The sequence below is a fragment of the Hyphomicrobium sp. CS1GBMeth3 genome, from assembly GCF_900117455.1.
Classification (GTDB): Bacteria; Pseudomonadota; Alphaproteobacteria; order Rhizobiales; family Hyphomicrobiaceae; genus Hyphomicrobium_C.
This window is the reverse complement of sequence record NZ_FPHO01000003.1, coordinates 1,191,208-1,216,103: the sequence shown is the minus strand read 5'-3', so window position 1 is coordinate 1,216,103 and position 24,896 is coordinate 1,191,208. Positions and strand designations below refer to the sequence as shown.

The window sequence follows — 24,896 nt, the reverse complement described above, 5'->3', positions numbered from 1 at the left end:
TCATGGTCGAAGGAGATCCCGACGGCATGGCGAGTCTCTACCTGCAATCGTGTGCGGGTGGCATTTACGAGAACGATCGCCTGCACCTCGACATTTCCGCGGATGCGGACAGCCGCGTTCATGTGACGACGCAGGCATCGACGATCGTTCATACGATGGCCGGCGATTCCGCCCGCTTGGAGACGACGCTTCGGGTCGGAGCGAACGCGTGGCTGGAGATGATATCGGATCCTTTGATCCTGTTTTCCGGTTCGTCGCTCTCATCAGACGTTCACCTCAGCATCGATCCGACAGGCCTCGCCGTTCTTGTGGATTCCTTTCTTCTGCATGATCCGCAGGGCACTGAGCGGCCGTTTTCGCGCTTCGTATCGGACACATCGATCGACGTCGACGGACGCGGGTGTGTCGTGCGCGATCGCTACAGCGTCACGGGGGCCGTGGTGTCCGAGAGGATTCCCGGCATCACCGGGCGGTATCGCGTGCAGGGCACTTTTCTTGCCGTGGCGCCCGATGGCCGTCTCGCTCCGTTCGAACGGGATCTGAGACAGGTGCTTGCAGATGCGCGCGGGATTTACGCGGGGGTGTCTCAGCTTCCGGGGAGCGCAGGTCTTTGGTGCCGCGTGCTCGCGGATGATGCGGTCGCACTCAGGGCTGCGCTGAACGGCCTCTGGTCGATCTTGCGCGAGAAGCTTGCTGGCCGGCGGCCTCGCCCGCGCAGAAAATAGACAGACGATGCAACTCAGGCAGAATATTAAATTAATGCCCCGGCAGTCCCTGCAATCCACGCTGATCGCAGCAGCGCTCGCATCTCTTGAGAAGCTGAGGAAGTGGACATCAGAGTGCGTGTCGCAAGCACAGACTTTCCCGGCTGCGGCTATGCCGGTGGGCAGCGCATAGCGTACGCAGCACGGTGGTCCACGAGCGATGAGGCACGAGCAATCATCTCTGGTAATGCAGAAGGCACTCTCAACCTTTCACGGCATTAATATTGAATGCTGTCACAGGCCTCGCAAAACCCTTGAGATGCAGTTCGCCCACGGGTTCGGCGTCGACCAGGTGCTCGACATCGCTTAGAGTTTTGCGGCTGGTCAAGATTTGTCCGCCCTTGGCTTCGCCGCAGAGGCGGGCGGCAAGATTGGTCACCGTGCCGATCGCGCCATAGTCCATGCGGTCCTCGAAACCGATGGCGCCGATAGTAGCGTAGCCCTTGGCAATCCCTATGCCGAGCGCGAGATCATGCTCATGCTTGCGCCATGACTCGGTGAGGCTGACCACACGCTCCCGCATGGCCAAGGCCATGCGAATGGCTCGCTCTGTTGGATTGGGAATGACGACCGGATCATTGAAGAAGATCATCATGCCGTCTCCGGTGAACCGCTCGAGCGTCCCCTCATATTCGTGGATCAGCTTGCCCATGGCAGCGTGATATTCGCGCAGGACGCTCATAACCTCCTCGGGCTCCGCGCTCTCTGCAAAAGCAGTGAATCCGCGCAAGTCGAGAAACACCACGACGACCTCGCGCCGGTGGGTGGCGAGCGGATCAGCGGCTCCGCCGGCCAGAATCGCGTCGGCGAGCTGCGGCGAGAAGAATCGCTTCAGCTGGGAAAACGTCTCGAGTTGACGTAGCTGCTCCTCGACCCGGCGCTCAAGCGTCGCGTTCCATTCGGCGAGCTTGGCACTCTGCTCGCGCACAGTGTCGGTCAGCCCCTTGATGCGTAGCATCGACTTTACTCGGGCCACCAGTGCTCCGTGATCCACGGGCTTTGTCAGGTATTCGTCGGCTCCGGCATCGAGGGCGGCGACGACATCCTGTGTGGCTGATTTTGCCGTCAACATGATGATCGGCATGAATGGAAGAGCAGTGTCAGATCTAAGATGCCGGCATACATCGACGCCATCCATCTTCGGCATCATCACGTCGAGAAGGACCAAGTCCGGATGTGTTTCCCGTGCTATCTCGAGCGCCTGCTCTCCGTCCGTGGCAGTTACGACCTCGTAGCCGTGAGCGGCAAGACGTGTTCGGAAAATCTCGAGATTGTCCGGATTATCGTCGGCGATGAGGATGCGTGCGGGCGGGCTCACATGTCAGTCCTCCCTGCGAATATCGGGTCAGGAAAGATGCTTCTGGATCGTCGCCAGGAGACTGCGCGGGCTGAACGGCTTTGTGATGTAGGCAACGCAGCCTGCCTCATACGCCATTGTATCGTCGCCACTGAGCGCAAATGACGTGACGGCGATGATTGGGATAGGGCGGAGCTCCTGAATTGCCTTGATCCGCCGCGCCGCCTCGTATCCGTCGATGATCGGCAGCTGAATATCCATGAGAATGAGGTCCGGACGGTGCTCGTCGGCCGCTGCGACGCCCTCGATTCCATTCACCGCCTCGATGAGCTCGAAGCCCGCGCTTGTGAGGAGGTCGCGCAAGATGCGCCGGTTGTCCTCATGATCCTCCACGATGAGGATGCGCCTGCTCATGTCGCCTCCCTGCGTGGCTCGACATGGACTGGCAATGTGAACAAAAATGTGGAGCCCTTGCCCGGCGTCGAGTCGACCCAGATGCACCCACCTTGCAGCTCGACGATGCGTCTGGAGATTGCCAGGCCAAGTCCGGTTCCGCCCTTTTTTGAGACACGTGCGTTGTCAGCCTGATGGAACTCCTCGAAGATTTTTTTTTGCTCCTCAGGCGCGATCCCAGGTCCAGTATCTGCGACGGAAAAATGGAACATGTCATCCGCAACCGAGACTTTTAGACGAACTTCTCCCCCATCAGTGAACTTGATGGCATTTCCAAGCAGATTGAGCAGCACCTGAGTGGTGCGCCGCTCATCGCCTCGGGCTTTAGGAAGCGTCGACGGCACCTCTGTCTTGAGCTCTAGCTTCTTTTCCATCGCGAGCGAACCGACGGCTGACACGGCGGCCTGGACCGCCTCATTTATTGAGAAATCGGAACAGGACAGCTTGATCGAGCCAGCCTCGATCTTGGACAGGTCAAGGACATCGTTGATCAGTCCGAGGAGATGGCGTCCGTTCTTGTCGATCCGAAGCAGGACCTCTCGGACCTTTTCTGGAACGTCACCGTAGAGGTTATCCAGGATGAGCTCGGAATAACCGAGGATCGCGTTCATAGGCGTTCTGAGCTCGTGGCTCATGTTGGCGAGGAACTGCGACTTGTGCTTGTTCGCGAGCTCGAGCTGGCGGCCTTTCTCCTCGATATCCTGGAACAGCCGCGTGTTGTCGATGGCAAGAGCGAGCTGTTGGGCCACGGGATCGACAAGCGCAACATCCTCCTCCGTGTAGGCACCCAAAGTCAGGCTGTCCAAGAAGAACACTCCGACCGTCACGCCGCCAGCCTGCAGGGGCATCAAGAGGCTTGATCGAATGCCTTCTGCGGCAACGAACGCAGAATCGGCGAAGCTCTGTTGCGCGGAGAGGTCCTTCACGACAAGTGGTCGGGCGTTCTCCAACACCCATTCCACCGCAGTGCCTTCGATGTTCTCCCAGACTTGTCCTTGCCAGCTGGCAAGCGGCGGCTCGGCAACCGACAAAGCCATGACCAGAGAGGAGCCTTGGGGCACGACAACGCCGATCCGATCGTAGGGAAGTAGCGCTTTCACAGCTCGCGCGAATGCGGGATAGACCTCAGAAAGGTGGAGCGAGCGGCTGATAACCGGTTGGGCAGCCGCGTACAGCCGGGCGTGCTCCAGCGCTATCGCGGCCTGGGTGGCCAACCCCCTCAAGGATTCCAACGTGGACGCCTCGAAGGGCACTCGGTTGCTCGTTCGGTCAGCCGCCAGAACCCCGACCGCCTGACCTTGCACAATGAGCGGCACAATGGCGAAAACGCTGGAGCGAAGCGACTTTATTTGATCGTAAGGTGGCTTCAGGCGCAGCAATTCGGGAATGGGTGTGGATCCGTCGCTAACGATCGTTTCCTTGGTCAGGTAGGCCTGTGCCAGGCCGCCACCTTCCGGTCCTATGGGAACGCGGATTTCCTCCAGCGGCTCCTCCGTTCCGGTGGCGGCCGTGGCCTGGAGCCACTGTTGTTGCGGACAGGCACGCAGGATGCTCAGCCTGTCAAGGCGGAGCACTTCTCGTCCCGACTCGAGGATGCTGTCGAGCTTCTTGAGCGGCATCGGGGAGCTTCGCTCCAGGCTCGCCGCATAGAGCTCGTGAACGGCCTCGGCGAGCTTGCGATGGGTAATGTCCGCCCATGAGCCCACGATCTCAGATGGGTTGCCGTCTTCGCCTCTGAGTACCTGGAACGTATCCTGGAACCATCGATAGTAGCCCCCTTTGTGCAGAAATCGATACTCCAGGTTTCCGCCGCCCTGCGAAACGAGACGGGCGAACTCAGTCAGCACCCGTGGCGCATCCTGAGGGTGCAAGTGGCTCATCCAGAAGTTTGGCTCGGCGAGCATTTCCTCCGGCTGATATCCCATGATCTGTTGCGAGCTTGCGCTTGCAAATGTGCACGCAAAATCCCCGGTCGCCTTGGTGACATATGTGATCGCGGGGCTGACGGTGAGCACATGGGCCAGCCGCTGCTGGCGATCCTTGAGCTCTTCCGTCCGCTCCTCGACACGCTTTTCCATCTCGGCGTAGGACTTCTGAAGCAGATCCTGCGCCATCTTGCGCTCGGATATGTCTGTCCAGGCTCCGACCAGCTCCAGCGGGTTTCCGGTCTCGTCGTACGTGACTCTGAAGCTGTCTTGGATCCAGATGTAATGCCCGTCCTTGTGGCGGAAACGGTAGTCGACGGAACCACCCCCGCGCTCGATCAACGCCGCTACCTTGTCGAAGACTTGGCCAGCGTCCTGCGGATGGAGATTGGCGGGCCAGTGCTTCGGATCCCTCGTCATTTCGTCGGGTGAGTATCCGATCACGGTGCGAAGATTGTCGCTGACGAAGGTACACGCGCAATCCCCTGTGGCGCGCGTGGTATAAATCACAGCAGGGCTGGCGGAGAGCATGTGTTGCAGACGGGCATGCGGTACGCCTATGTCTGCCATGGAGCCGCCGGGTCCGTCCGTAACCGTTTTACGCTTACCCAGACCAAGCGCTGCGAATATTCCCGTACTCTCACTCTGGCCTGACATTGCGCCACTCCAACGAACGCAATCTCAATCACGACAAAGCTTCAGGGCCTCACATTGACATGGCACGGATATGATAACTCATTCCTCGAGTCTGCCACGCGTTCCAGCCTGCAAAAGGTGGCGCGGATTTGATCCCATTTCGGGGATAAGCGGCCTCAATCGACAATTGTCCAGCCACTGTTTCATGACTTCGATCCGCTCGCTTTTCACGCAATTGTATAGCGTGACAAACTTAGCGATATCCCGTCAGCGCGCATCGCGTCCGCAAGCCGAGATCGTGACCGCTAATCCGAAAGCAACCACCGCTTTTTCTTATTTGAATAACAGTTGCCACCATGCGTAACAAATGTTTTTCGTTTTCGACTTGGCGCCGCCGCTGCTCGGGTCGGCTGGCTCTTTGGAGTTATATGGTAACTGCTTATAGGCCATGGAAGATTGCTCACCCTCCGATAAACGACTCGTCAACCTTGCGCTTCAGGGCGGTGGGTCTCACGGGGCATTCGCCTGGGGGGTGCTAGACCGCCTGCTCGAGGATGAGCGGATTATGGTTGAGGGCATTGTGGGCACCAGCGCGGGAGCGATGAACGCGGCGGTGATGGCCTCGGGGCTGGTTCGCGGCGGCAATAGGGAAGCGCGCGCCGCGCTCCGCCGTTTCTGGGAAGCCGTATCGATGACTGGGGCGTTCTCTCTCATGCAGCCATCCTGGCTCGATCGGCTTGCTCATCCGGGCAGCATGGACTTTTCACTGGCCTGGAACATCATGGACGCGCTCTCGCGCATGTTGTCTCCTTACCAGTGGAATCCGACGAACTATCATCCTCTCCGGAACATCCTGAATGAGCTGATCGATTTCGAGGCCTTGCGCCAGTCTCGCTCCGTGAAGCTTTTCATATGTGCCACCAACTTGAAGACAAACCGTCTGCGGATTTTTGAGCGCAACGAGCTTTCGGCCGACGCCGTGTTGGCATCCGCCTGCTTGCCGTCGGTATTCCAAGCGGTCGAAATCGACGGAGAGCATTATTGGGACGGAGGGTTCATGGGGAACCCGCCGATCTTTCCCCTCATTTACAATTGCGAGTCGCGCGACGTTGTCATCGTGATGATCAATCCAATTACGATCGATGAGGTCCCGCGCAGCGCTCAAGCGATTCTCGATCGCATAAATACGCTGAGCTTCAATTCCAGTCTGCTGCGCGAGATGCGGGCGATCGCCTTCGTCACCAGGCTCGTTGACGAGGGTTTCGATGACGACGGGCGCCTCAAGAAGATGTTCATCCACTGCGTCGACTCTGAAGACGAGATGCGGCGTCTTGGCGTGTCCAGCAAGCTCAACGTCGAGTGGGATTTTTTAAGCTGGCTTTTCGAGCTTGGGCGCAGCCGCGGCGATGCGTTTCTGAGACAGCACTTTGATAAGCTTGGGAGGCAGTCGTCTGTGTCCATAGAAGAGCGCTTTCTTTGAGAATTTTTTTGCGTTATTCTTCAGACAAGTGGTGCGCGTCGCCCCGACATAGGATAAAAATTAGCACGGAGATATTCGATGGGGGCCAGTCATGGCAGCCTCGGAATCCAGACAGTCGGACCGATCCCTTTCAGGGATTGCCATCTTTGCAAGTCTTCCGGCACCTACCCTGCGATCAATTGAAGGCCGTTGCTCCTGGCGAACCTACGATCCTAAGCAGGTGATAGTCGAATACCTCAAGGAGTCAGACGACGTTTTTTTCGTCGTTGAAGGGCGTGCGCGCGTCCTTCTCTACTCGCAAGCCGGTCACGTGGTGAGCTTTCGCGATTTGACACCAGGAGACACGTTCGGCGAGCTTGCGGCGATCGATCGGGGTCCGAGATCAGCCAGCGTCGAGGCGCAAACAGATTGCCTGGTCGCGGCGCTTCCAGCCGCAGTTTTTCGTGAGCTTCTAAGCACCGAGCCCTCAGTCGCACAGGCCGTGCTGCGCCAGCAGGCCGGCACAATCCGGCGTCTCACATCGCGTGTCCATGAGTTCAGCGCCGCCGTGATGTCCATCACAGGACGCAAGATCTACAGTGAGATGCAGACCCTCCGCTCCGAGGACGCGTATCCTGATGAGGAGATCAAGGCCTATCTCTTGGACAAGTCGTTTCCCGCCAGCGCCGAGGAGATGACCCTTCGGCTATCGAACGTTACTGCGGCGTTCTATGGACTGATGCTGAAGAATGTCGGTGAGCAGTTCGGCTGGGGTGAGGTTGACAAGCTTTCCAGGCGCGTTTTCCGCGAGCTGGGCCGGCTCAAGACGCGGGAAGCGATCGAGACCGGAATCGCTCTTCCCAACGATTGCCGCGCCCTAGCCGTCGTGTTCATCACTGCGGTGCATTCGGCGTCGCCAGAGTACAATTTTCATGTCCTCGAGTACCTGCCGGAGGACACTGTGGTCCACGTTTTTGGTGTCTCGCGTTATGACCGGATCGCTAAGAGGCTCGACATCGAGCAGCACCTGACCTGGCCAGAGCTCACGCCTTTTTTCGAGGGGATCGCCGAGGAGTCGGGCGTCAAGTGCAAGGTGGCAACTGACCTCAAGGAGCTTGGTGACGCTGGCCGGTACGACTGCACGTACCGCTTTACCGCCGCCTGATCGGTGCCTGCGCGATCAATTCCGGAGCTGCAGCCCTGATGCTCAACGGCAAAGTCGCACCGGTCACGGGCGCGGCCAGTGGCATCGGCTTCGCCATTGCGAGGCGCTATGTGGGTGGGGGCTGGAGGTAGAGTCGCGCTTGGGGGTGAATCGATTATTGTGAGCCATGGGTGGCACATGAACTAGGTCCCCGAGGCCGTGGCGCTGGCGCAACCAATTAGGCCCGCGATTTCTATCGCCACCATTCGCAATGTCAGCTTTCAGCTTTGGTTGCGGACGGGCCGCGTGGCCCAGTTCGCGCCGCAACGGCCTGAATAACTGAACCCAGCACTCTTCGTTCGCAGGAAGCACAGCCGGGGGAGGTTGCCATGCGCCTCTCGCGCCTCATCCGACTGGGATTGGTCTCATAGCTGGGCGCTATAGAAACGAGACCGAACCGGCATTTCACCTCCCCCGATTTCCCGAGCATGATCAACACCAGGGCGAAATCCAACGATTGCGCCCGCGTACATCCCTCTGTTCATCCGGGCTCGCACCCCGTTCCTCATTCGGGAGATCACTTATGTCCTCTGCCGTTAAGACTGTTTCGGCCGCAGCCCTCGCCGGCGCCTGGCGACCGCGACCGAGCTTACTATGCCGCTGCTACTCTGGTCGGGCTTTCTGACCCGCTTTGCGGCGACGGTTCTTCTCCTAATGACGCTGGTCATCGAGATCTTTGTCTTCCCCAATGCCTTTGACACGCATGGCGTCTGGGCTGTGACTCTGCTCTACCTAATGAAATACGGTGCCGGCCGGTTCTCGCTCGATTATGCTCTCGGCACGGACTGCAGCTTGCCCGGCGCGCTGCGTCGACGAGAACAATAGACCTCCCCTCGCCGGGGCGGCGAACGTTGGGGATAGACTTGAAACAAGCAAGAACCCTCGCTGAGACCTTTGAGGACATCTGCGTGATGGAGGCGCCGCTCAACGAGCGGCTTGCCGCCTACGCCGAGAAGCTGCGCGAGCTCAGCTTCCCATTCGCCGAAGCTTACGACGCCCTCGTCGCCCGACTTCTGGCGGGTGAGATCGGTACCACGGCTCCGGCGGTCGGTGAGGTGATGCCCGACTTCATCTTGCCAAGCAAATCCGGTCGGCTTCTGGCCCTGGATGACGTAATCAAACGCGGCCCGGCCGTGATCAGTTTCAATCGCGGCCACTGGTGTCCCTTCTGCAAGATCGAGCTCAGAACCATCGCCGAGCATCACGCCGAGCTTGAGGCCACCGGAACAGAGGTCGTCTCCATCATCCCGGATCGGCAGGAGTTCGCGGGCAAGTTGCGCGCGGCCGCTTTCGACCAGCTACACGTCCTGACCGATGTCGAGAACGGCTATGCGCTCTCCCTGGGGCTGGTGCTATGGCTGGGCGATCGCATCAAGGGGCTGATGCAAGGGCGCGGCCATCACCTGGAAACTTATCAGGGTGCCGACGGCTGGTTCGTCCCGTTGCCGGCAACATTCATCGTCGGACCAGATAAGCGCGTTCTCGCCCGCCACGTAGATCCCGATTTTCGGCGGCGCATGGAAATCGAAGAGATCTTGAGGACAGTACGAGCGGCCAACGGATCTCCGTTGAACCCGCCGCTCCCTCTTAACGGCGAGGGCGGCGACGGTTAAACTGCCTCCACTCAAGCCGCGGGCTGGTGTGACATGGCCGAAAAGGTACTCGCCGACGAGCTTGCAGCATGCACCGAGCGCTGCCGCAACATGGACGCTCTCTTGCCGGATCGGCTTGCGGCCTTCGCCACCGACGTGCGGCGCCTGAGCCCCGAGTTTGCGGATGTGGTTGAGCGCATGATTGCTCGTTTGGGTGCCACAGGTGCTGGAACCGAAGCGCCGAAGCCTGACGAGGCCATGCCAGACTTTCTTTTGCCCGACGAGAGCGGGCGACTCCATTCGCTCGGGGAGTACTTAGCGCGGGGACCGCTCGTCATCGCCTTCCACCGCGGCCATTGGTGCCCATATTGCCGCATCAGCGCGACCGCACTCGCCGAATCCTACCCGGAGATTAGGCGGCTCGGCGCTGAGCTGGTCGCTATCACGCCGGAAGCGGAGAAGTTCAACGCTGAGCTTAAATCGGCATCTGGCGCGCCCTTCGCCGTTCTCTCCGACATGGACAATGGCTATGCGCTGTTGCTCAATCTCGCGTTCTATGTCGGCGATGAGAAGAAAGCGCACATGTCGGCGGCTGGCTGGGACATCACGCCATTCAACGCGAGCGACGCCTGGACCCTTCCGATCCCCGCCACCTTCGTTGTGGGCAGAGACGGCCGTGTCAAAGCCCGCTTCATTGATCCCGATTATCGCAAGCGCATGGACATCAACGACATCCTGACCGCACTGAAAGGCTAGGCGACTTTGGGGACGCCGGCCTGCGAATGCGGCTCGATGCTCGACCAGTCGGCGGCACGCAGCATCTTGATGAACGTGCTTGCTGCGAGCGACCTTTGCCTGCCTGACACCGCGTAGACTGATACAGTGCGAGTGATATTGAACCCCTCAAGATCGAGCGACCTCATCCAGAGGCGGCCCGCAGAGCTTTGCGGCATGATGCTGACACCGATGTTGTTTTGGAGTAGCGCTGCGACGTCGGCATCGTTGCAGACTTGGTGCGTGTCGGGCCGCATTCCAAGATTGGTCACGAATGCGGATACCTCTGCGAGATGCTCGCAATGTGTGCGGCCCACCAGGCGCGCCTTGGTCACGTCCTCGCTGCTTATCGCCCCTTTGTTGGCGAGCGGATGCTCTAGACCCACGACGAATTTGTAGGGCTCAGTAAAGAGCGCCCAACTCTCGAGTCGATCCCAGGTCTCGCCAACTGAGCCCGCAAGCGCGACCTCGACCTCGCCCTTCTTCAGGAACTCGGCAACTTCGGGCCCGGTACCGCGCATGAAGCGCAATTCGAGTCCCGGTAGCGAGCGCACCAATTCTGTCACGAACGTGATGACGAGGGTGATGTCCACGGCTAGGGACAGACCGATGGCGAGCGGAGCCACAGCACCTGCCTTGATCGACTGCGCCAGCGTCTTGGCGGTCAATGCGCTATCGTAGCATTGCTGCAGCATGGGCAGCATGCGTTGGCCGAGATCTGTCAAATGTGTGAGATTCCGCTCTCGGCGGAAAAGATCGCCACCGAGCTCCGCCTCAAGCTGCTTGATAGCGCGCGTGAGCGAGGGTTGCGCTACATGGCACTCCTCGGCCGCACGAGTGAAGTTGAGCAGCCGTGCGACAGCAAGGAAGTATCTCACTTGGTGCATTTCCATTGCGCAATCCCGACCAGATACAGCGCGCCGAGAAAACACTCTTAAAGCAACGTGCCATAGCGCAAAGCTATCGAAATATACCGCAAAGGATATTTTTGCTCCAGGGGTGAGAGTCGTACCATCCATGCATCGAAGCCCGACACGAAACCATGGAGGCAGTCATGACAACGAAATTTCTGGCGCTCCTTACAGTGGACGAGGCGACCGCGCAGCAAGCCCTTATGGCGCCCGCCGTCCACGGTCCGGCGGCTGAAAAACAGGTTAACTGCAGGCGTCTTGTTCCCTCCACCGAGCGCCTGCGCTCAGAGACCCGGGAATACGTGCTCCCCCCGCAGCTGGTCCCGGGTCTCCTTTCCATCTGGCTCCGCTGATCGGAGTCTCGGGAGTTCACCATGCAAAAGTTGACCACGCCTCGCGCCGAGGAGTCCACGCGCGGCTGTCTAGTGGGCAAGTCAGCCATCGTCACGGGCTCCACCAGCGGCATCGGGCTCGGCATCGCGCGCGCCTTAGCAGAGGCCGGGATGGACGTGATGTTCAATGGGCTCGGAGCCTCGGACATCGATGACATCCGCGCCGGCATAGAGCGCGAGTTCGGAGTGGCGACAAACTACTCTGGCGCCGACATGTCGGAGCCAGACGAAATCTGCGCCATGTTCGACGATGCGATTGCGAAATTTGGCAAGGTGGATGTCCTCGTCAACAATGCCGGCATCCAACACGTGGAGGCGATCGAGACCTTTCCGCCGGCGAAGTGGGAACAGATTATCGCCGTCAATCTCTCGGCAGCCTTTCATACAATCCGTGCCGCCGTGCCCGGCATGAAGGCGCGCGGATGGGGCCGCATCATCAATGTCGCCTCCGCCCATGCTCTTGTCGCATCACCGTTCAAGTCGGCCTACGTGGCCGCGAAGCATGGCCTCATCGGTTTGACGAAAACCGTGGCACTCGAAACCGCCGAGTTCGGCATCACGGTCAACGCCATCTGCCCCGGCTACGTGCTGACGCCGCTGGTCGAGAAGCAGATCCCCGAGACGGCCAAGGCGCGCATGCTGACCGAAGATCAGGTGGTCCGTGACGTGCTGCTCAAGGCGCAGCCGACCCGGCGCTTCATAACTGTGGATGAGATCGGCGCCGTGGCCGTCTTCCTTTCAACCGACGGCGCAAATTCAATCACAGGAGCAGCGCTGCCCGTCGAAGGTGGCTGGACGGCTCAATAGTTTCCGTCGCCGTTGTGACCCCATATGCCGCACCTTAAGAAGAGGCGCGACTTTGTGTCGGCCAATAGCCTGCCGCTATGGAATTGAGGCCGAGCCGATATTTCAAACGCACGCATGGGTCGCGCCATTCTCTCCCAGTCAGCGGAGCCCCGAGCCCGCCCTCATTGTTCACTCTACGGAGAGACATCATGACTAGGACAGTTCGCACCACCAGCGATTATGGAACGGGTCTTCTCGCGCTTTGCCTTGCCAGCGCTCTCTCGGCCGCGCTCCTGTTCGGCTCGACAATCGCGTCTGCCGGCGAATGCCCGGCCGGAAAGATCACCGCCCACGGCCAGAAGCCCGGCGCCACCGCACACAAGGGAGTCGCGGAAAAGCTGCTTGGCCAGATCGACCTCGCGAAGGAGAAGATCGCGATCTCCGGCCGTCACTTCCGCATGCGCCGTCTCGAAATCAAGCCGAATGGAGAGGTCGCATGGCACAGCCATGAAGATCGCCCGGCGCTCATCTATGTCGTCTCTGGTTCCATTACCGAGTATTCAAGCCATTGCGCCGTGCCGATCGTGCACAAGGCAGGTGAGCTCTCCGTCGAGCAAGCAGGGCTGTCGCATTGGTGGAAGAACACCTCCAAGCGTTCAGCGGTCCTGATCTCGGCGGACATCGCCGCCGACCCCGACCACCCCGGCATGTAATCGACGTCGCACTGAAATGCGCATTCCAGCGGATTTCTCCGCCGGAATGCGCGCCGGCTCATGCCAGGGACAGCAACGATGCGCCTCGATCAAGTTATCGCCGTCGAACGAAGGGATGCGGAGAGCAAGCCGCAAGCGCTTTGGCACCTGGCCCTTATTTCGCTGATTGCCTTCCTCACCGTCGTCGATCTGTTTGCTGCCCAGGCTTTGCTGCCGACGCTCGTGGCACACTACGGCGTGAGCCCGGCCGCCATGGGGCTTGCCGTTAATGCCTGCACGCTCGGCATGGCCGTCGGCGGCCTCGGAATTGCCTTTGGCGGATACCGCGTGCCGCGCCGGGGCGGTATCGTTCTGAGCCTCTCACTTTTAGCGCTTCCTACACTGCTACTGTCGGCCGCTCCGAACCTTATCGTCTTCTCGCTACTTCGGATCGCACAGGGCCTCTTCATGTCGGCTGCCTTTGGTCTGACGCTCGCCTACCTCGGCGAGCGATACATGGCGGAACGTTCGGCAAGTGTCTTCGCCGCCTACATCACGGGCAACGTCGCGAGCAACCTCGTCGGCCGTCTCATTGCCACTGCGGTTGCAGACTACGCTGGCCTTTCCGCCGCATTCGCCGTCTTCGCGCTTCTCAATCTCTCGGGGGCAGCGCTCGTCTATTGCACCATCGAGAACATTCCACGCGGGCACGGAATGATGACCCGCGCGACATGGAGCAGCGCCATCGATCATCTATTCGATCCCACTCTGCGCGCCGGCTTTGTCGTCGGCTTCTGCATCTTGTTCGCGTTCATCGGCACCTTTACATACATCAACTTCGAGCTGGTGAAGCCGCCGCTCGCGCTCGGCATGATGGAGCTTGGCATCATCTATCTCGTTTTTCTGCCATCGATCGTGTCGACGCCGTTCGCAGGACGCGCCGTATCGGCGTTTGGCGTTCAGCCGTCACTTTGGGTTGCCCTCGCCATCGCCGCGCTCGGCCTGCCCATGCTGCTGAGCGGGAACCTCCCAACTGTAGTCTCGGGCATGGCACTCGTCGGTGTGGGCACCTTCTTCGCCCAGGCGATAGCCACCGGGTTTGTGAGCAGGGCTGCCAGGCACAACAGATCCGCGGCTAGCGGTATCTACCTGACAAGTTACTTTCTTGGCGGCCTTGTGGGCAGTGCCATTCTCGGGGCTCTCTACGTGCGCCTAGGCTGGCTTGGCTGCGTGGCGGGAATCGGCGTGGCTCTTGCAGCCGCAGCGCTGTTCACGGCCAAGCTGCGCCTAGGCTGAGTTCCAACAAGTTGGATCGACGAGACACGTCTGCTGCATATCGTGAGATGAAAAGAAGTTGGAGAGCGCTTGCTAAGCAAGCGGCTCTCCATGCGTGGATCAAGATGTGAGCTTAATTGTTGCCGGGCAGATCGTGCATCGCCTTGCCAGAAAGGCTCGTGGTGTCGCCATTGCCCTGAGTCCTGGGTGTCGTGCCGGCGCCGTTGTTGCCGGGCAGGATGCGCATCGCTTGACCGGAGAGGCTCGACTCGTTCGGCTTGGCGGTCGGATTAACGGTGCTGCCGGCGCCATTGTTGCCGGGAAGTTCGCGCATCGCTTTGCCCGAGAGGCTGTTGTCAGCGAGGGCGAGAGTGCTGGACGTTGCGACCAGAACGGCCGCGAGAATGGACTGAGCTTTCATTTGGGTTCTCCGTTTTGGAATGCCGAGAGAGAGGAATGGGGTCTCTCTTCAATTTAACGTTGGCCGCGGCTCGAGGGCTTTGCGGTCGAGGAGAACGCTATCGAGAGGCAGGCAATTTCTGAAATGCCGTTTGAATATCGAACTCATAGCTGCCGGCTATTCCGGCGCGGGCGCGTCGGGCCTCTTTCGGAACCGTCATGTTGGGTTTTGCAGCTTCACGTCCACAAGTCTGCATCGCTGCGACCTCGATAGCGTCGTTCTATCGATACGCGAGCCAATTGCTATTTCAGCTTTGACGAGGGCCCGGCCAAGGTTGCAGCCGAAATTTCGAAGGCACCTTCGCAACCCAAACCGGGAGTCCTCTCATGCGTCATCGGATCTCCGTCTCTCCTACGAAAATTTTGGCGAGCCTCGCCGCCTGCGCGTTCCTGATATGGGGTCTCACGGGTTATAGCTCTACGACCACCGATGACGGGATCGTCAAAGTGCGAAGCGCCTATAGCTTCGACGAGACCGTCGCGCACCTCAAGGCCGACATCGATAAAAAGGGCATTAAGTTCTTCCTCGCTGTCGATCAGGCGGCACTGGGTGCAGACGCCGGAATCAGTATCAATCGGTCGACCCTTCTGATCTTCGGCAATCCTCCGCTTGGCGTGCAGTTCCTGACGTCGAACCCGAATGCCGGGTTGGATTGGCCGGTTCGCCTTCTGGTCGGCGAAGACGACTACGGGCAGGTCTGGACCGTCTACAACGACTTCGGCTGGATCGCGCGGCGTCACGGCATCAGCAACCGCGAAGCCCAGTTCAAAATGGCCTCTGACGTCATGGCGTCCATTACCTCGAGCGTTGCGAAATAGTGGCTGCCTCATCCATGAAGCGGAACATTTCGATGAGCAACCTGTCGAAGCCTGATACATTCGGAGCGATCGCGGCGCGGGAAGCTGCGGAACCACGTAAGACCCATACGGACTGTGGACAGATCGTCGTCGTGCTACAGGGCGGGGGCGCGCTCGGTGCCTATCAGGCCGGCGTGTACAGCGCCCTCCACGAAGCAGGCATCGAGCCAAACTGGATAATCGGCACTTCGATCGGCGCGATTAACGCCGCGCTCATCGTCGGCAACGAGCCCGGTAACCGGATCGCCGCGCTCGAAGAATTCTGGCGGCGCATGGCGCACAAATCGATGGCTTGGGCTTTATGGCCGCGGCTGACTCAGTACGTCGCCTACGGCACCACGTTAACGGCAGGCCTGCCGAATTTCTTCGTTCCCAATATGCTGGCGTTCATGGGACCGCACGTGCATCTCGGCGCCGAGAGCGCCGGCTACTATTCCACGACCCCGCTCGAGAAAACACTTCTTGAACTCGTGGACTTCTCGCTCGCAGCGCGCAACAAGCCGCGCCTTACGGTCGGTGCGGCCCACGTGACTACCAGCCAGATGCGCTACTTCGACAGCCGAGAAACCGAGATCGGCGTCAAGCACATTATGGCTTCCGGCGCACTGCCGCCCGCCTTCCCTGCCGTGCGCATCGACAATGAGCTTTACTGGGACGGCGGCATACTCTCGAATACGCCGACGGAAGTCGTATTCGACGACAAACCGCGCCGCAACTCGCTCGTCTTCGCAGTCCACATGTGGAACCCGGTAGGTCTCGAGCCCAAGACCATGTGGCAAGTCCTGCATCGGCAGAAGGACATCCAGTATTCTAGTCGCGTCGCGGCGCACATCCGCAGGCAGGCAGACATACACCGCTTGCGCCATATTATACGGGAGCTTTCGGCACTGGTACCGGACGAAACACGATCGAGGAACGACGTAGCCGCGCTCGCGGCCTATGGCTGCTCGACGCGTATGCACGTCGTGCGGCTGTTATCCCCTGGCCTCGACCACGAGGACCATACCAAGGACGTCGACTTCAGCCCCTCGGGAATCCGCAGGCGCTGGAACGCGGGTTACGAAAAGACGATGAGAGCAATCGATTGCGCCCTATGGGCTGTAGAAAGCGATGCTATAGACGGCGTTTTCCTGCACGAATTCGAATGAGCGTTGGGCGCGCTGATTGCGCGCACCTCAATAGCGCGCAGTCGTAACAATCTCCGTGCCCTTGATCATGTCGGCCGCATTGCCCCTATAAGCAGACTTGTCGGCAAGTGCACGGGATGCACCGACAAAGCTGCGGCAATGACCGCAATTGGGGCGGAGCGCCTTCGCGCGGCGCGCTGAAAGGATTGCTTGGCCTGACTTACCGGTTGCGTTCGCCGTCGGCGTGTCAGCTGAGAACAAGCTGCCGAAACCCGTAGCGACTCCACTGGGTGGAGCAAACCTGCCGTCTGAATCGCGTCGGCTGATGGGCAATTTTGCCCCAGAGCGCTCCACATTCGAACGTCCAGCAGCAGACATCTATGCCCTAGCCGGCTCTCCCGTTTTCGACGTAGACAGCCAGTTTATCGAGCGTCTGATAACCGAATTCGACTGCACCGAACCCGATCTTTGCATCGCGCTGCGCTTTCGTTGGATGCAACTGCCGCAATGTGATGACCGTCTTGTTGTCGCCCTGCTGATCGAATGTGATAGTGGTGCGGAACATGCCAGGATCGTTGTCCGTATCACCCCCATGATCGATCTCGATCAAGCGCGACCGTTCGATGTGTCGGAATTTCATTCGATTCGGATATCGCTTGCCGTCAGGTGCGATCATATCGAACCGCCATTCTCCGCCGACACGAATGTCAATCGACTTGGTTTCAACCTGGAAACCTGCCGGACCAAACCATTGTGGTAGGTGCTTTGGATCAACCCAAGCGGTGAACACCAAATCTCGCGGTGCGTTGATCACGCGTGACAGAACTATCTCTCGGTCAAGCTCCCATGTGGAAAGGGGGGTTTCATCTCGACTTGGGTTTACGGGCACTGAGCTTCTCCTCGTTCTTTAATTTTTCGACGTAGTTTTCCAAATGATCCAAGCGTCGTTCCCAGATTTTCCGTTGACCAGACAGCCAATCTTCGATGGTCTCCAGTGCTTCGGGCTGCAGAGCACACGTTCGGACCCGACCGATCTTCTCGGAGACGACAAGGCCGCTGTTCTCGAGAATGCGGATGTGTTTCATCAGGCTCGGCAATGCCATTTCGAATGGCTTCGCCAGCTCCCCAACGGACGCCTCGCCTGCACACAGACGCATAACAATGGCGCGTCGCGTCGCGTCGGACAGGGCACCGAAAACATGGTCGAGTTGCATTGTTTGGTTAGCCATATAGCTAACTATATTACTGACGCGAACGCGCGTCAACAATTGTTATCTTGTTGGCTAACTTATGGGACGTCCGACGCATCGTCGGGCGAAAGCGATGCGCTGATCATGTACCTGATCGCGTCTGGACCTGGGGAGCGAAGCACAATCTAAGAACCCAGCCGGACCTCATGGCGTTGCGCTTCGACAGCAAAGGCCTGCGGGTCATCGCGGCTTTGTTGGTGCGGCTAAAGACACCTCGACCGCGCGCTCAGCGCACGCGGACGCTTACAAGATCGCCAAGGCCCGTGCTGAAGCTGCCGCCGCCGAGCTCAAGACCCTGGCCGCAGCGTCGAAGGGCAACCGCAAGAGGGAAGCGAAACGCGCCGAGCGGCGCTCCGAGTTCGAGATCGCGGTACGCAACGCACAGAACGTCATGACCGCGCGCGCCGGCGTTGCTGCGGCCGATCCGGTCGCTGAGACTATCGTCTCCTATGCCGGCGCCCTCGGTTGGGAACTAGAAGCCACGAAGCTCAGCCTTTGGCTGACACTGCTCGCCGTCGTGTTTTTCGAAGTCGGCGCCGCGTCGTCGTTGATCGTCGTTGCGGCGCTCTCTGACGCCCCGGCCGTGCGAAGCCGCTTGATGACGTGATGACAAAGCTAAAAGAGGCAGGTGGCCAGCTCAGCTTATCGCGATCGTCGGCACTCGGGACGCCCACGACGATCAGGGTCACCAAGTTCACAAGGCATAGGTACAGCAAGATCCTGTTTGCCACCCGATCCTGTGCAAGTCCGTACGCTGCTAAAAACCCGAACGTAAGCGCCAAAGAGAGAGTGAGCGCCAAGTAGTACAGTCCGTTCACATCGACGTACTTCTTCGCCACTCGGGGGAACGGCGCATGTGGGTTCTCCGGTGGTTCGCCCATCAGACACCTGCCAACGAGCTATGCCCTGCCGACGCGCGGCTGATCATTCGTCCCAGCGTTTTCGCGCCACCGCTCATCCCGCAACTGCGCCGTCGTTCATGACGAGAGTGGGAAAGTGACGAGCGCTGTGATCGGCAATGGAATCTTCTAATCCTTTTGATTGCGTCCTTGGCCTTCGGATGCAGCGGATTAAAGCCAGCCTCGGAGATCATGCGGCCATAACCAAGCAGGTCAATCCAGCAAGCGACCGAGACCTGAAATGGAAAAGAGGTGCCCTTGCCGACGATCGGCGATTTCGTCATGGCGGAGCGGCTCCCGCAAACGTCCTTGCGTAGGCGGCTTCTATTGCCTCAGCTTCGTTGGCGGTAAGCTGCTCGAACTCCCGCTGTCTCGCTCGCTGGGATAGCCTGCCGTTGTTTTGCCTGAGCATGCGAAACAGCAGATCAATTCTCTGATCGGGCATGTCAACGATCTGCTCCACACCCGCCTTGAACTCATCGTAGCGGCGCAGATAATCCGTCTCGGCGGGCAGCTCTTCCTCAATAGTCTTTCTCACGCACTCAAACAGGAACTCTGTCTGAGGGGTGGCATCGAAGGACCTGTAAAAGTCTCCGGTATCGTTGAGAACGCGCACGTTGCCTTGCGGTGTCGGTTGCCACTCGACCACAGGCAGGACACGTGTCGAATAGGCCTCCAGCACGTCGCGGTACTGATCGATGCTGTTGAGGATGGCAGACGAAACCGGGAACACGAGGCCGGGCGGATTGAAGCCGCGCCGGGCCAGTACGTGGTGGATAAGATATCGATGAATGCGGCCATTCCCGTCTTCAAACGGATGGACAAACACGAAACCGAATGCCAGCACCGCCGCCCCGATGACGGGGTCCAGGTGCTCGGATACAGCGCGGTCAAACTCCGACATGCCATTGATCAAGCTGCGCAGATCTTCGTGTCGCGCGCTGATGTGGTCGGGGATCGGCCCTCCGGTATCGCGGTCATGCTCTCCGACGAAACCACCCTCCTGCCTCAGCCCTAGATGGACAAACCGCGCATCTCCGATGACGATCTGCTGAAGCCGCAGCAGTTCGTCGAGATCGAGCGGCCTGCGTCCGGCCTCGCCGATTGCCCGCCCCCATCTCTGAATGCGGTCTTGTGGCGGGTGCTCACCTTCGATGACGTAGCTCGACTTGGAGTCCTTCAGCAGCAGGAACGCGGCCGTGCGCGCGAGCAGATCGCGTGGTACGTCGGCGACAACGGCCCGCGCGCGCTCGGCAAGATTGCTTGCGATGAATTCCTCGATCTTTGCCGTTCTGAACACGAGCGGACAGAATTCGGGAGTGCCGGGCAGATTATTCTTCACCCGGTGACGGCTTGAGTTCACCGCTGGAACGCCGAACTGCAACTTGGCATCGAGCACGGTGACATACGCGCCAGCTGTTGCGTCCGGCAGGTTCAGCCGGGCACCGGTCAGCCACTCGTAGAGAAACCAGATGCGCCGCGCGTAGCGCCCTGTCGGCTCCGCGCGGACAAGTGCTTCGACTTCGGCTGCTCCGACCGAGAGAAACAGGCGCTTTAGCGCGCAGAGGTCGAGGCCCTCATGTTTCAGGGCGAAGGTCAGGTGTCCTTCGAGCGTCGCTTCGGGGGCATAGCGCGGGCCGAAAATGCGCCAGCCTTGTTGTTCTGTGCGGCGGTGGCGGGTTCCGATTGCCGAGAGAGTCGCAGGAATGGGGACCGCCAGGCGGTAAGCGTCGATCAACGCCGCGTAGCCAGCGAGTGTCGCAGCTTCAGGCAGCCGTCTCTCGTGAAAAACGGTAACTGGGCCTGAAAAACGGTTCTGCGGCGCTCTGGCCATGTAAAAACGATGCCTTCCTGTGAAAAACGATACAAGAGGCATCTTACCATGAAAAACGATACCGAACCATGAAAATCGGTACTCTAGCGCGCCAGTCTGTGAATTTTGATACAAATCGGCGCGATTCGCAAACGCAGGGTAAGCTGTGCTATTTCAATGAGTTATAGTCAAATCTATGGGGTAGCGCTTGCCAGCACCAAAGTCCGCAAAGATCAATCCGGCGATCTCGGGCCTGCGACGTGCTGCCCGTTGGTGAGTGCGGAAGCATGGAATCACAAAATGCTTCACGTTCGCAAGTTATTCTCTTCTTCTACTTGCAGTCGCCTGTAGGCTGCTACGAGAACGCCCTTCTCAATTTTCAGCGTTCCCGTAATGGGGTCTACAAAAAATGGCAGCTTTCTCCGACCCTTAGCATCCAGGTCCGCCGCTCGTTTCATCTGGCGTTCGCTAAGCGCAACGCCGAGGGTTGCTAGTAGTGTTCGTGCCTCTCCCAGACCAATATAAGTGGGCGTTTTCATGTATATCCGCAGTGTTTATAGTATTATTATGGCAACTCCTGGTTGCCAATTAGTTAACGCCGATTAACTGGCCGCTGGTGATTGACCAGTCCGTGGCCAGGATAAAGCGCCGAACCGATCCCACTTCCGGCGCATGCAGCGCCACTCAAACTTGCCTGACACCGAATATACCGAGATCACAGATGACCTCGGTGACGACCTTCCTGTCAGCATGCGAGAGTTGGACGCGGTCGAGGCATTTCTTCTGGGATTGATCGAAGCAACTCTTGGGGCCGACGACTTGCCCAGCTTTCCAGTCGACTCTGAAGCGCCGCAAAAAGCTGCTCTGTCTGAGCGCGTTTGAGTGGAGTTGGAGATGGCCGAACAGGTCCTAACCCAAGACGGGTCGCAGGTATTGCGGGCTGCCCTGTACCTTCGCGTCTCAACGGGTCGGATCTATCGATCCCGGATCAGCGCCGACAGGCGCTAGCATTCTGCAAGGCCCGCGGCTGGGATGTGGCTATTGAGTTTGTTGAGCCGGGCGCGAGCGGAACTGACGACCGACGCCCTGAGCTTCAACGCCTGCTCGATATGGCGACTGCCGGCGACGCGCCATTCGACGTTGTCATTGTCCACTCGTTTAGCCGTTTTGCGCGCGATCACTTTCAGCTTGAGTATCATGTCCGCCGGTTGCGGAAGGCGGGTGTGCGGCTTGTAAGCATCACGCAGGATCTCGGGGACGATCCGATGAGCGCGATGGTTCGGCAGGTGTTCGCGCTGTTCGACGAATATCAGTCGAAAGAGAACGCAAAGCATACACTGCGCGCGATGCAAGAGAACGCGCGGCAGGGGTTTTGGAATGGATCGCAGCCGCCCTACGGTTATTGCGTCATTGAAGCGGAGCAGCGGGGATCGAAGACTAAGAAGCGGCTCGCTGTCGACCTCGTCGAGGCGGAAGTCGTACGCTTGATCTTCAAGCTCGTGAAAGAAGGCGACGGAACGTCCGGGCCGTTGGGTGTAAAGGCTGCCACATCATGGCTGAACGAGTGTGGCTATAGAACGAGACGTGGCGCAAGGTGGGGAATAGGACCGCTTTATCTCATCCTGACGCGGACGACGTATAAGGGCGAGCACCGCTTCAATCGCAAAGTTTGGAAAACGAGAGAGGCAAAGCCCGAGGCGGATCAGATCACCGTTCCTGTTGAGCCGATCATCGAAGCTTCATTGTTCGATGCCGTGCAGGCGAGGCTTCGGGAACGAAATCCGAAAGTCACGGCACCCCGCGTAGTGAGCGGCCCAATCCTTCTGACAGGGATTGCGACGTGTGCAAGTTGCGGCGGAGGAATGACTCTGCGCACAGGAAAATCGGGCCGCTATCGGTACTACACGTGTTCCGTTTGCGCGCGGAAGGGAAAGACCGTCTGCAAGGGCCGTTCGATACCCATGGAGAAACTGGATCGGCTCGTCAGCGAAAAACTGGCAGAGAGGCTGCTGACGCCGGAGCGGGTTGCGAAGCTGCTTGAAGGACTGGTGCAACGCCAGTCCTCACGCGACGAGGACTATGCGAAGCGCCTCGCTGCGCTCCAGGCGAAGCTCAACTCGGCAGAAGCCAGGCTTCGCCGTCTGTACGATGCGATAGAAGCTGGCATTGCCGATCCGAGCGACGCGACACTCAAGGACCGTCTGGTTGCAGCGAAACAAGAGCGAGACATCGCTTAGGCGACGTTCGACCGAGCGAAAGCAGAACTGCGTCCCGGCTCAAAAATTACCCCGGACAAGATCGCAGCCTTCGCCGAAGCGATGCGAAGCAATGTGCTGGAGGGCGAGACGTCTTTCAGACGTGCCTATATCAGGTCAATCGTCGATCAGGTTGAAGTTGACGACGAGGAAATCCGCATCATCGGACGGAAGAGCGTACTGGAACGCCTCGTGATGGCGGAAGGAGCATCCCCGGCTGGAGTGCCCAGTTTTGTTCGTGAGTGGCGCGCCCGAAAGGATTCGAACCTCTGACCCCCAGATTCGTAGTCTGGTGCTCTATCCAGCTGAGCTACGGGCGCTTTTTGCTATCGGGGCTGGGCAAATGCCAGCACGGAGACCGGGTCGGCTGGCGCCGCTTCGGCCTAGCAAGGCCGCCACTCCTAATATGAGTGGTCGGCGAGCGCAAGTCTCTTGATCTCTTTGGCCGCAGATGGCCTTAGGCGAGAGCGCCCGCCCGGTTCCGGTCAGCGCACCGAGCGGTCCGGAAGCTCGATCAGGAATGTGGCGCCGACGGGCGTATCGAGCAACTCCAGCTTGCCGCCATGGACGTTCACCAGCTCGAGCGCGATGGCGAGGCCGAGGCCGGAGCCCTCCTTGCGGGTCGAAGCCTGGAACGGCCGGAACAGGTTCTTGCGCGCCTGTTCGGGCACGCCGGGCCCGTCGTCTGACATCTCGATGAAGACCTTGCGGCCGTCGCGCCACGCCTTGACGCGGATCTCGCCCTTGCCGTCCGCACGGCTTTCGATGGCCTGCACGGCGTTGCGCGTCAGGTTGCTCAAGACGCGGAACAAGTGCTCGTGGTCGACGTCGATCAGGAGCTGGTCGTCGACCTCGACGATCCAAGCGATGCGGTCCTCGCGCGGCAGGCCGAGTCCCTCGGCGACCTCCTCGATCAACGGTTTCAGACGCATCAGCTCGCGCCGCGGCTCGGCTTCCTCGGCGCGCCCGAAACGCAGCGACGTGTTGCAGAAGTTGATGGCGCGGTCGAGGGAGGCGATCAGCTTCGGGGCGAACTGCTGCACGGTCGGGTCCGGGATCGCGGTCAGGCGATCGGAAATGAGCTGGGCGTTGGCCAACATGTTGCGCAGGTCGTGGCTGATCTTGCTCACGGCGAGGCCCAGTTGCGCCAGCCGGTTCTTCTGGGCGAGCGCCTGGGCAAGCTGGCGCTGCATGTGCGCAAGTTCGCGCTCAGCGGTGCCTATCTCGTCGGAGCGGCCTGATGGCGTGATGATCCGGCTCGAGTCCTCCGGATTCTCGCCGAAGCGCAGCATGTTGCGCGAGATGCGCATCATCGGCCGCACGAGAAGTGCGCTGATGGCGAAATAGACCAGCGCCGCCGCGATCAAAGAAATCATGATCGAGAGATAGATGATGTTCATGCCGTAGCTGACCATCGCTCGCTTCAACGGCTCCTCGGGCAGCACAATCTCGATCACGTCGTCGTATCGAGGGCCGAGATATCCGGTGACGCGGATCACGCGGTCGTCGGGCGAGAAGAACAACGCAATGGCATCGCCGATCTGCGACAGACGCAGCCCCATATCCTGGCTCAACGTCAGGTTCGGCGGCTCGCGCAGATCGTAGTGCTCGTCGATCGAGATCTCGGTCACCGGTGGCAGCACGAGACGGCGGATGCCGCTGCGGCGGATGGCAATGGCGCGGACGAGCGCGGTGCGCGTCAGCTCGTTGCGAAGCGCCGGCGGCACGTTGCGGCCAGGGACCGCCTCGGCCGCAAGCGCCGCGACGTTGGCCGCGGTCAGGCGGTCATTGAGCCAGCCAATACGGTAGTTGGCGATCGAGGGCAGAAAGATCAGGATTTCCGCCAGCATGACGAAGATGGCCGTCAGCAGCAGCAGTTTTGCCGGCAACCCGATGCGCAGCCAGCCGTGACGGATCGCGGCGGCGCGCTCGCGCAGCCACGGTAGGACGGGTAACGGCTGTTTCTCCGTCGTTTCGACCACAGGCTCGTTCGTATCGAGAGGCATGCTCACCACAGCAGCGGCCCCGGCTCCATAGGCTGTTGATTCTGGCATTTCGCGCTTTCCGTGTCACGC

General features: G+C 59.7%; 24 protein-coding genes, 1 tRNA gene and 1 pseudogene. 15 read left to right on the top strand and 11 right to left on the bottom strand.

Features of this window, described 5'->3' with window-relative positions; all coding sequences use genetic code 11:
• Positions 1–26 precede the first annotated feature (26 nt).
• Positions 27–725, top strand: coding sequence for an urease accessory protein UreD (locus tag CS1GBM3_RS13020; RefSeq protein WP_072395803.1), 699 nt, complete (start codon positions 27–29; stop codon positions 723–725).
• A 241-nt stretch (positions 726–966) separates the two neighbouring features.
• On the opposite strand, the gene CS1GBM3_RS13015 is transcribed toward CS1GBM3_RS13020, so the two are convergent.
• From CS1GBM3_RS13015 to CS1GBM3_RS13005, 3 genes are read right to left on the bottom strand one after another with little or no spacing between them, the layout of a single operon-like run.
• Positions 967–2,082 carry an adenylate/guanylate cyclase domain-containing protein gene (locus CS1GBM3_RS13015; protein WP_072395801.1) on the bottom strand — a complete coding sequence of 372 codons (1,116 nt, stop codon included), beginning with the start codon at positions 2,080–2,082 and terminating at the stop codon, positions 967–969.
• 27 nt (positions 2,083–2,109) lie between these two features.
• Positions 2,110–2,475 (bottom strand): response regulator, encoded by a 366-nt coding sequence (locus CS1GBM3_RS13010; RefSeq protein ID WP_072395799.1) that lies wholly within the window; start codon positions 2,473–2,475, stop codon positions 2,110–2,112.
• Positions 2,472–4,529, bottom strand: coding sequence for an ATP-binding protein (locus tag CS1GBM3_RS13005; protein ID WP_244534651.1), 2,058 nt, complete (start codon positions 4,527–4,529; stop codon positions 2,472–2,474). Before CS1GBM3_RS13005 ends, CS1GBM3_RS13010 begins: the two co-directional genes overlap by 4 nt.
• Between CS1GBM3_RS13005 and CS1GBM3_RS20140 the strand changes: the two genes are divergently transcribed.
• The 6 genes from CS1GBM3_RS20140 (at position 4,530) to CS1GBM3_RS12980 (ending at position 10,086) form a co-directional block, all read left to right on the top strand.
• Positions 4,530–4,871 carry a hypothetical protein gene (locus CS1GBM3_RS20140; RefSeq protein WP_244534650.1) on the top strand — a complete coding sequence of 114 codons (342 nt, stop codon included), beginning with the start codon at positions 4,530–4,532 and terminating at the stop codon, positions 4,869–4,871.
• 652 nt (positions 4,872–5,523) lie between these two features.
• Positions 5,524–6,555, top strand: coding sequence for a patatin-like phospholipase family protein (locus CS1GBM3_RS13000; protein WP_072395796.1), 1,032 nt, complete (start codon positions 5,524–5,526; stop codon positions 6,553–6,555).
• Between the two features lie 91 nt (positions 6,556–6,646).
• Positions 6,647–7,699, top strand: coding sequence for a Crp/Fnr family transcriptional regulator (locus tag CS1GBM3_RS12995; protein ID WP_083567545.1), 1,053 nt, complete (start codon positions 6,647–6,649; stop codon positions 7,697–7,699).
• A gap of 609 nt (positions 7,700–8,308) precedes the next feature.
• Complete coding sequence (locus CS1GBM3_RS12990; RefSeq protein WP_280173510.1) at positions 8,309–8,563, top strand: DoxX family protein; 255 nt, start codon at positions 8,309–8,311, stop codon at positions 8,561–8,563.
• Between the two features lie 38 nt (positions 8,564–8,601).
• Complete coding sequence (locus CS1GBM3_RS12985) at positions 8,602–9,351, top strand: peroxiredoxin-like family protein (RefSeq protein WP_139247913.1); 750 nt, start codon at positions 8,602–8,604, stop codon at positions 9,349–9,351.
• A 33-nt stretch (positions 9,352–9,384) separates the two neighbouring features.
• Positions 9,385–10,086, top strand: coding sequence for a peroxiredoxin-like family protein (locus CS1GBM3_RS12980; RefSeq protein WP_072395792.1), 702 nt, complete (start codon positions 9,385–9,387; stop codon positions 10,084–10,086).
• Here the strand turns inward: CS1GBM3_RS12980 and CS1GBM3_RS12975 are convergent.
• Complete coding sequence (locus CS1GBM3_RS12975) at positions 10,083–10,991, bottom strand: LysR family transcriptional regulator (RefSeq protein ID WP_244534649.1); 909 nt, start codon at positions 10,989–10,991, stop codon at positions 10,083–10,085. The genes CS1GBM3_RS12980 and CS1GBM3_RS12975 overlap by 4 nt on opposite strands.
• 398 nt (positions 10,992–11,389) lie before the next feature.
• Here CS1GBM3_RS12975 and CS1GBM3_RS12965 point away from each other — a divergent pair, with 398 nt between their 5' ends.
• The 3 genes from CS1GBM3_RS12965 to CS1GBM3_RS12955 all read left to right on the top strand — a co-directional run bounded on the left by CS1GBM3_RS12965 (position 11,390) and on the right by CS1GBM3_RS12955 (position 14,181).
• Entirely contained in the window at positions 11,390–12,214 is an 825-nt protein-coding gene (locus CS1GBM3_RS12965; RefSeq protein ID WP_072395789.1) for a 3-hydroxybutyrate dehydrogenase, read from the top strand.
• Between the two features lie 188 nt (positions 12,215–12,402).
• The gene (locus tag CS1GBM3_RS12960; RefSeq protein WP_072395788.1) at positions 12,403–12,906 is read left to right on the top strand and encodes a cupin domain-containing protein; all 504 of its coding nucleotides are present in this window, start codon (positions 12,403–12,405) and stop codon (positions 12,904–12,906) included.
• A 78-nt stretch (positions 12,907–12,984) separates the two neighbouring features.
• Entirely contained in the window at positions 12,985–14,181 is a 1,197-nt protein-coding gene (locus tag CS1GBM3_RS12955) for an MFS transporter (protein ID WP_072395786.1), read from the top strand.
• A 112-nt stretch (positions 14,182–14,293) separates the two neighbouring features.
• Here the strand turns inward: CS1GBM3_RS12955 and CS1GBM3_RS12950 are convergent, their stop codons facing one another.
• A complete protein-coding gene (locus tag CS1GBM3_RS12950) occupies positions 14,294–14,581 on the bottom strand; it encodes a hypothetical protein (RefSeq protein ID WP_072395784.1) in 288 nt (95 codons plus the stop codon).
• Positions 14,582–14,946: 365 nt separating this feature from the next.
• On the opposite strand from CS1GBM3_RS12950, the gene CS1GBM3_RS12945 reads away from it, so the two are divergent.
• Both CS1GBM3_RS12945 and CS1GBM3_RS12940 read left to right on the top strand, forming a co-directional pair.
• Positions 14,947–15,438 carry a DUF302 domain-containing protein gene (locus CS1GBM3_RS12945; protein WP_083567543.1) on the top strand — a complete coding sequence of 164 codons (492 nt, stop codon included), beginning with the start codon at positions 14,947–14,949 and terminating at the stop codon, positions 15,436–15,438.
• 32 nt (positions 15,439–15,470) lie between these two features.
• Complete coding sequence (locus CS1GBM3_RS12940) at positions 15,471–16,625, top strand: patatin-like phospholipase family protein (protein ID WP_083567858.1); 1,155 nt, start codon at positions 15,471–15,473, stop codon at positions 16,623–16,625.
• A 364-nt stretch (positions 16,626–16,989) separates the two neighbouring features.
• Here CS1GBM3_RS12940 and CS1GBM3_RS12935 read toward each other — a convergent pair whose 3' ends face one another.
• Positions 16,990–17,427 carry an SRPBCC family protein gene (locus CS1GBM3_RS12935; protein ID WP_244534704.1) on the bottom strand — a complete coding sequence of 146 codons (438 nt, stop codon included), beginning with the start codon at positions 17,425–17,427 and terminating at the stop codon, positions 16,990–16,992.
• A 40-nt stretch (positions 17,428–17,467) separates the two neighbouring features.
• Complete coding sequence (locus CS1GBM3_RS12930) at positions 17,468–17,833, bottom strand: ArsR/SmtB family transcription factor (protein ID WP_072395782.1); 366 nt, start codon at positions 17,831–17,833, stop codon at positions 17,468–17,470.
• A gap of 412 nt (positions 17,834–18,245) precedes the next feature.
• Between CS1GBM3_RS12930 and CS1GBM3_RS12925 the strand changes: the two genes are divergently transcribed.
• On the top strand, positions 18,246–18,461 hold the full coding sequence (locus CS1GBM3_RS12925; RefSeq protein WP_072395780.1) for a hypothetical protein: 216 nt from the start codon (positions 18,246–18,248) through the stop codon (positions 18,459–18,461).
• Between the two features lie 273 nt (positions 18,462–18,734).
• Here the strand turns inward: CS1GBM3_RS12925 and CS1GBM3_RS19820 are convergent, their stop codons facing one another.
• Together CS1GBM3_RS19820 and CS1GBM3_RS12920 are read right to left on the bottom strand one after the other, a co-directional pair.
• The gene (locus tag CS1GBM3_RS19820) at positions 18,735–19,037 is read right to left on the bottom strand and encodes a hypothetical protein (protein WP_171946452.1); all 303 of its coding nucleotides are present in this window, start codon (positions 19,035–19,037) and stop codon (positions 18,735–18,737) included.
• A complete protein-coding gene (locus CS1GBM3_RS12920) occupies positions 19,034–20,587 on the bottom strand; it encodes a Fic family protein (protein WP_072395778.1) in 1,554 nt (517 codons plus the stop codon). The genes CS1GBM3_RS19820 and CS1GBM3_RS12920 overlap by 4 nt, the downstream gene beginning before the upstream one ends.
• An 857-nt stretch (positions 20,588–21,444) precedes the next feature.
• On the opposite strand from CS1GBM3_RS12920, the pseudogene CS1GBM3_RS20310 reads away from it, so the two are divergent.
• Positions 21,445–21,876: pseudogene (locus tag CS1GBM3_RS20310) on the top strand (recombinase family protein); the annotation flags it as partial.
• 174 nt (positions 21,877–22,050) lie between these two features.
• Positions 22,051–22,803, top strand: coding sequence for a recombinase family protein (locus CS1GBM3_RS20305; RefSeq protein ID WP_348533610.1), 753 nt, complete (start codon positions 22,051–22,053; stop codon positions 22,801–22,803).
• A gap of 261 nt (positions 22,804–23,064) precedes the next feature.
• Here the strand turns inward: CS1GBM3_RS20305 and CS1GBM3_RS12900 are convergent.
• Positions 23,065–23,141, bottom strand: a tRNA-Arg gene (locus CS1GBM3_RS12900).
• 165 nt (positions 23,142–23,306) lie between these two features.
• A complete protein-coding gene (locus tag CS1GBM3_RS12895; protein ID WP_244534648.1) occupies positions 23,307–24,875 on the bottom strand; it encodes a sensor histidine kinase in 1,569 nt (522 codons plus the stop codon).
• Between the last annotated feature and the right edge of the window lie 21 nt (positions 24,876–24,896).

Bases quoted from the DNA above. Each gene is read 5' to 3' on its own strand.
- CS1GBM3_RS20140 (WP_244534650.1), top strand. From the start codon at position 4,530: ATGGGCCAGCCGCTGCTGGCGATCCTTGAGCTCTTCCGTCCGCTCCTC.
- CS1GBM3_RS12975 (WP_244534649.1), bottom strand. From the start codon at position 10,991: ATGCACCAAGTGAGATACTTCCTTGCTGTCGCACGGCTGCTCAACTTC.
- CS1GBM3_RS12925 (WP_072395780.1), top strand. From the start codon at position 18,246: ATGACCGCGCGCGCCGGCGTTGCTGCGGCCGATCCGGTCGCTGAGACT.
- CS1GBM3_RS12945 (WP_083567543.1), top strand. From the start codon at position 14,947: ATGCGTCATCGGATCTCCGTCTCTCCTACGAAAATTTTGGCGAGCCTC.
- CS1GBM3_RS13020 (WP_072395803.1), top strand. From the start codon at position 27: ATGGCGAGTCTCTACCTGCAATCGTGTGCGGGTGGCATTTACGAGAAC.
- CS1GBM3_RS12965 (WP_072395789.1), top strand. From the start codon at position 11,390: ATGCAAAAGTTGACCACGCCTCGCGCCGAGGAGTCCACGCGCGGCTGT.
- CS1GBM3_RS12940 (WP_083567858.1), top strand. From the start codon at position 15,471: ATGAGCAACCTGTCGAAGCCTGATACATTCGGAGCGATCGCGGCGCGG.
- CS1GBM3_RS12930 (WP_072395782.1), bottom strand. From the start codon at position 17,833: ATGGCTAACCAAACAATGCAACTCGACCATGTTTTCGGTGCCCTGTCC.
- CS1GBM3_RS13000 (WP_072395796.1), top strand. From the start codon at position 5,524: ATGGAAGATTGCTCACCCTCCGATAAACGACTCGTCAACCTTGCGCTT.
- CS1GBM3_RS12995 (WP_083567545.1), top strand. From the start codon at position 6,647: ATGGCAGCCTCGGAATCCAGACAGTCGGACCGATCCCTTTCAGGGATT.
- CS1GBM3_RS12950 (WP_072395784.1), bottom strand. From the start codon at position 14,581: ATGAAAGCTCAGTCCATTCTCGCGGCCGTTCTGGTCGCAACGTCCAGC.
- CS1GBM3_RS13010 (WP_072395799.1), bottom strand. From the start codon at position 2,475: ATGAGCAGGCGCATCCTCATCGTGGAGGATCATGAGGACAACCGGCGC.
- CS1GBM3_RS12895 (WP_244534648.1), bottom strand. From the start codon at position 24,875: ATGCCAGAATCAACAGCCTATGGAGCCGGGGCCGCTGCTGTGGTGAGC.
- CS1GBM3_RS12920 (WP_072395778.1), bottom strand. From the start codon at position 20,587: ATGGCCAGAGCGCCGCAGAACCGTTTTTCAGGCCCAGTTACCGTTTTT.
- CS1GBM3_RS12955 (WP_072395786.1), top strand. From the start codon at position 12,985: ATGCGCCTCGATCAAGTTATCGCCGTCGAACGAAGGGATGCGGAGAGC.
- CS1GBM3_RS12960 (WP_072395788.1), top strand. From the start codon at position 12,403: ATGACTAGGACAGTTCGCACCACCAGCGATTATGGAACGGGTCTTCTC.
- CS1GBM3_RS12980 (WP_072395792.1), top strand. From the start codon at position 9,385: ATGGCCGAAAAGGTACTCGCCGACGAGCTTGCAGCATGCACCGAGCGC.
- CS1GBM3_RS19820 (WP_171946452.1), bottom strand. From the start codon at position 19,037: ATGACGAAATCGCCGATCGTCGGCAAGGGCACCTCTTTTCCATTTCAG.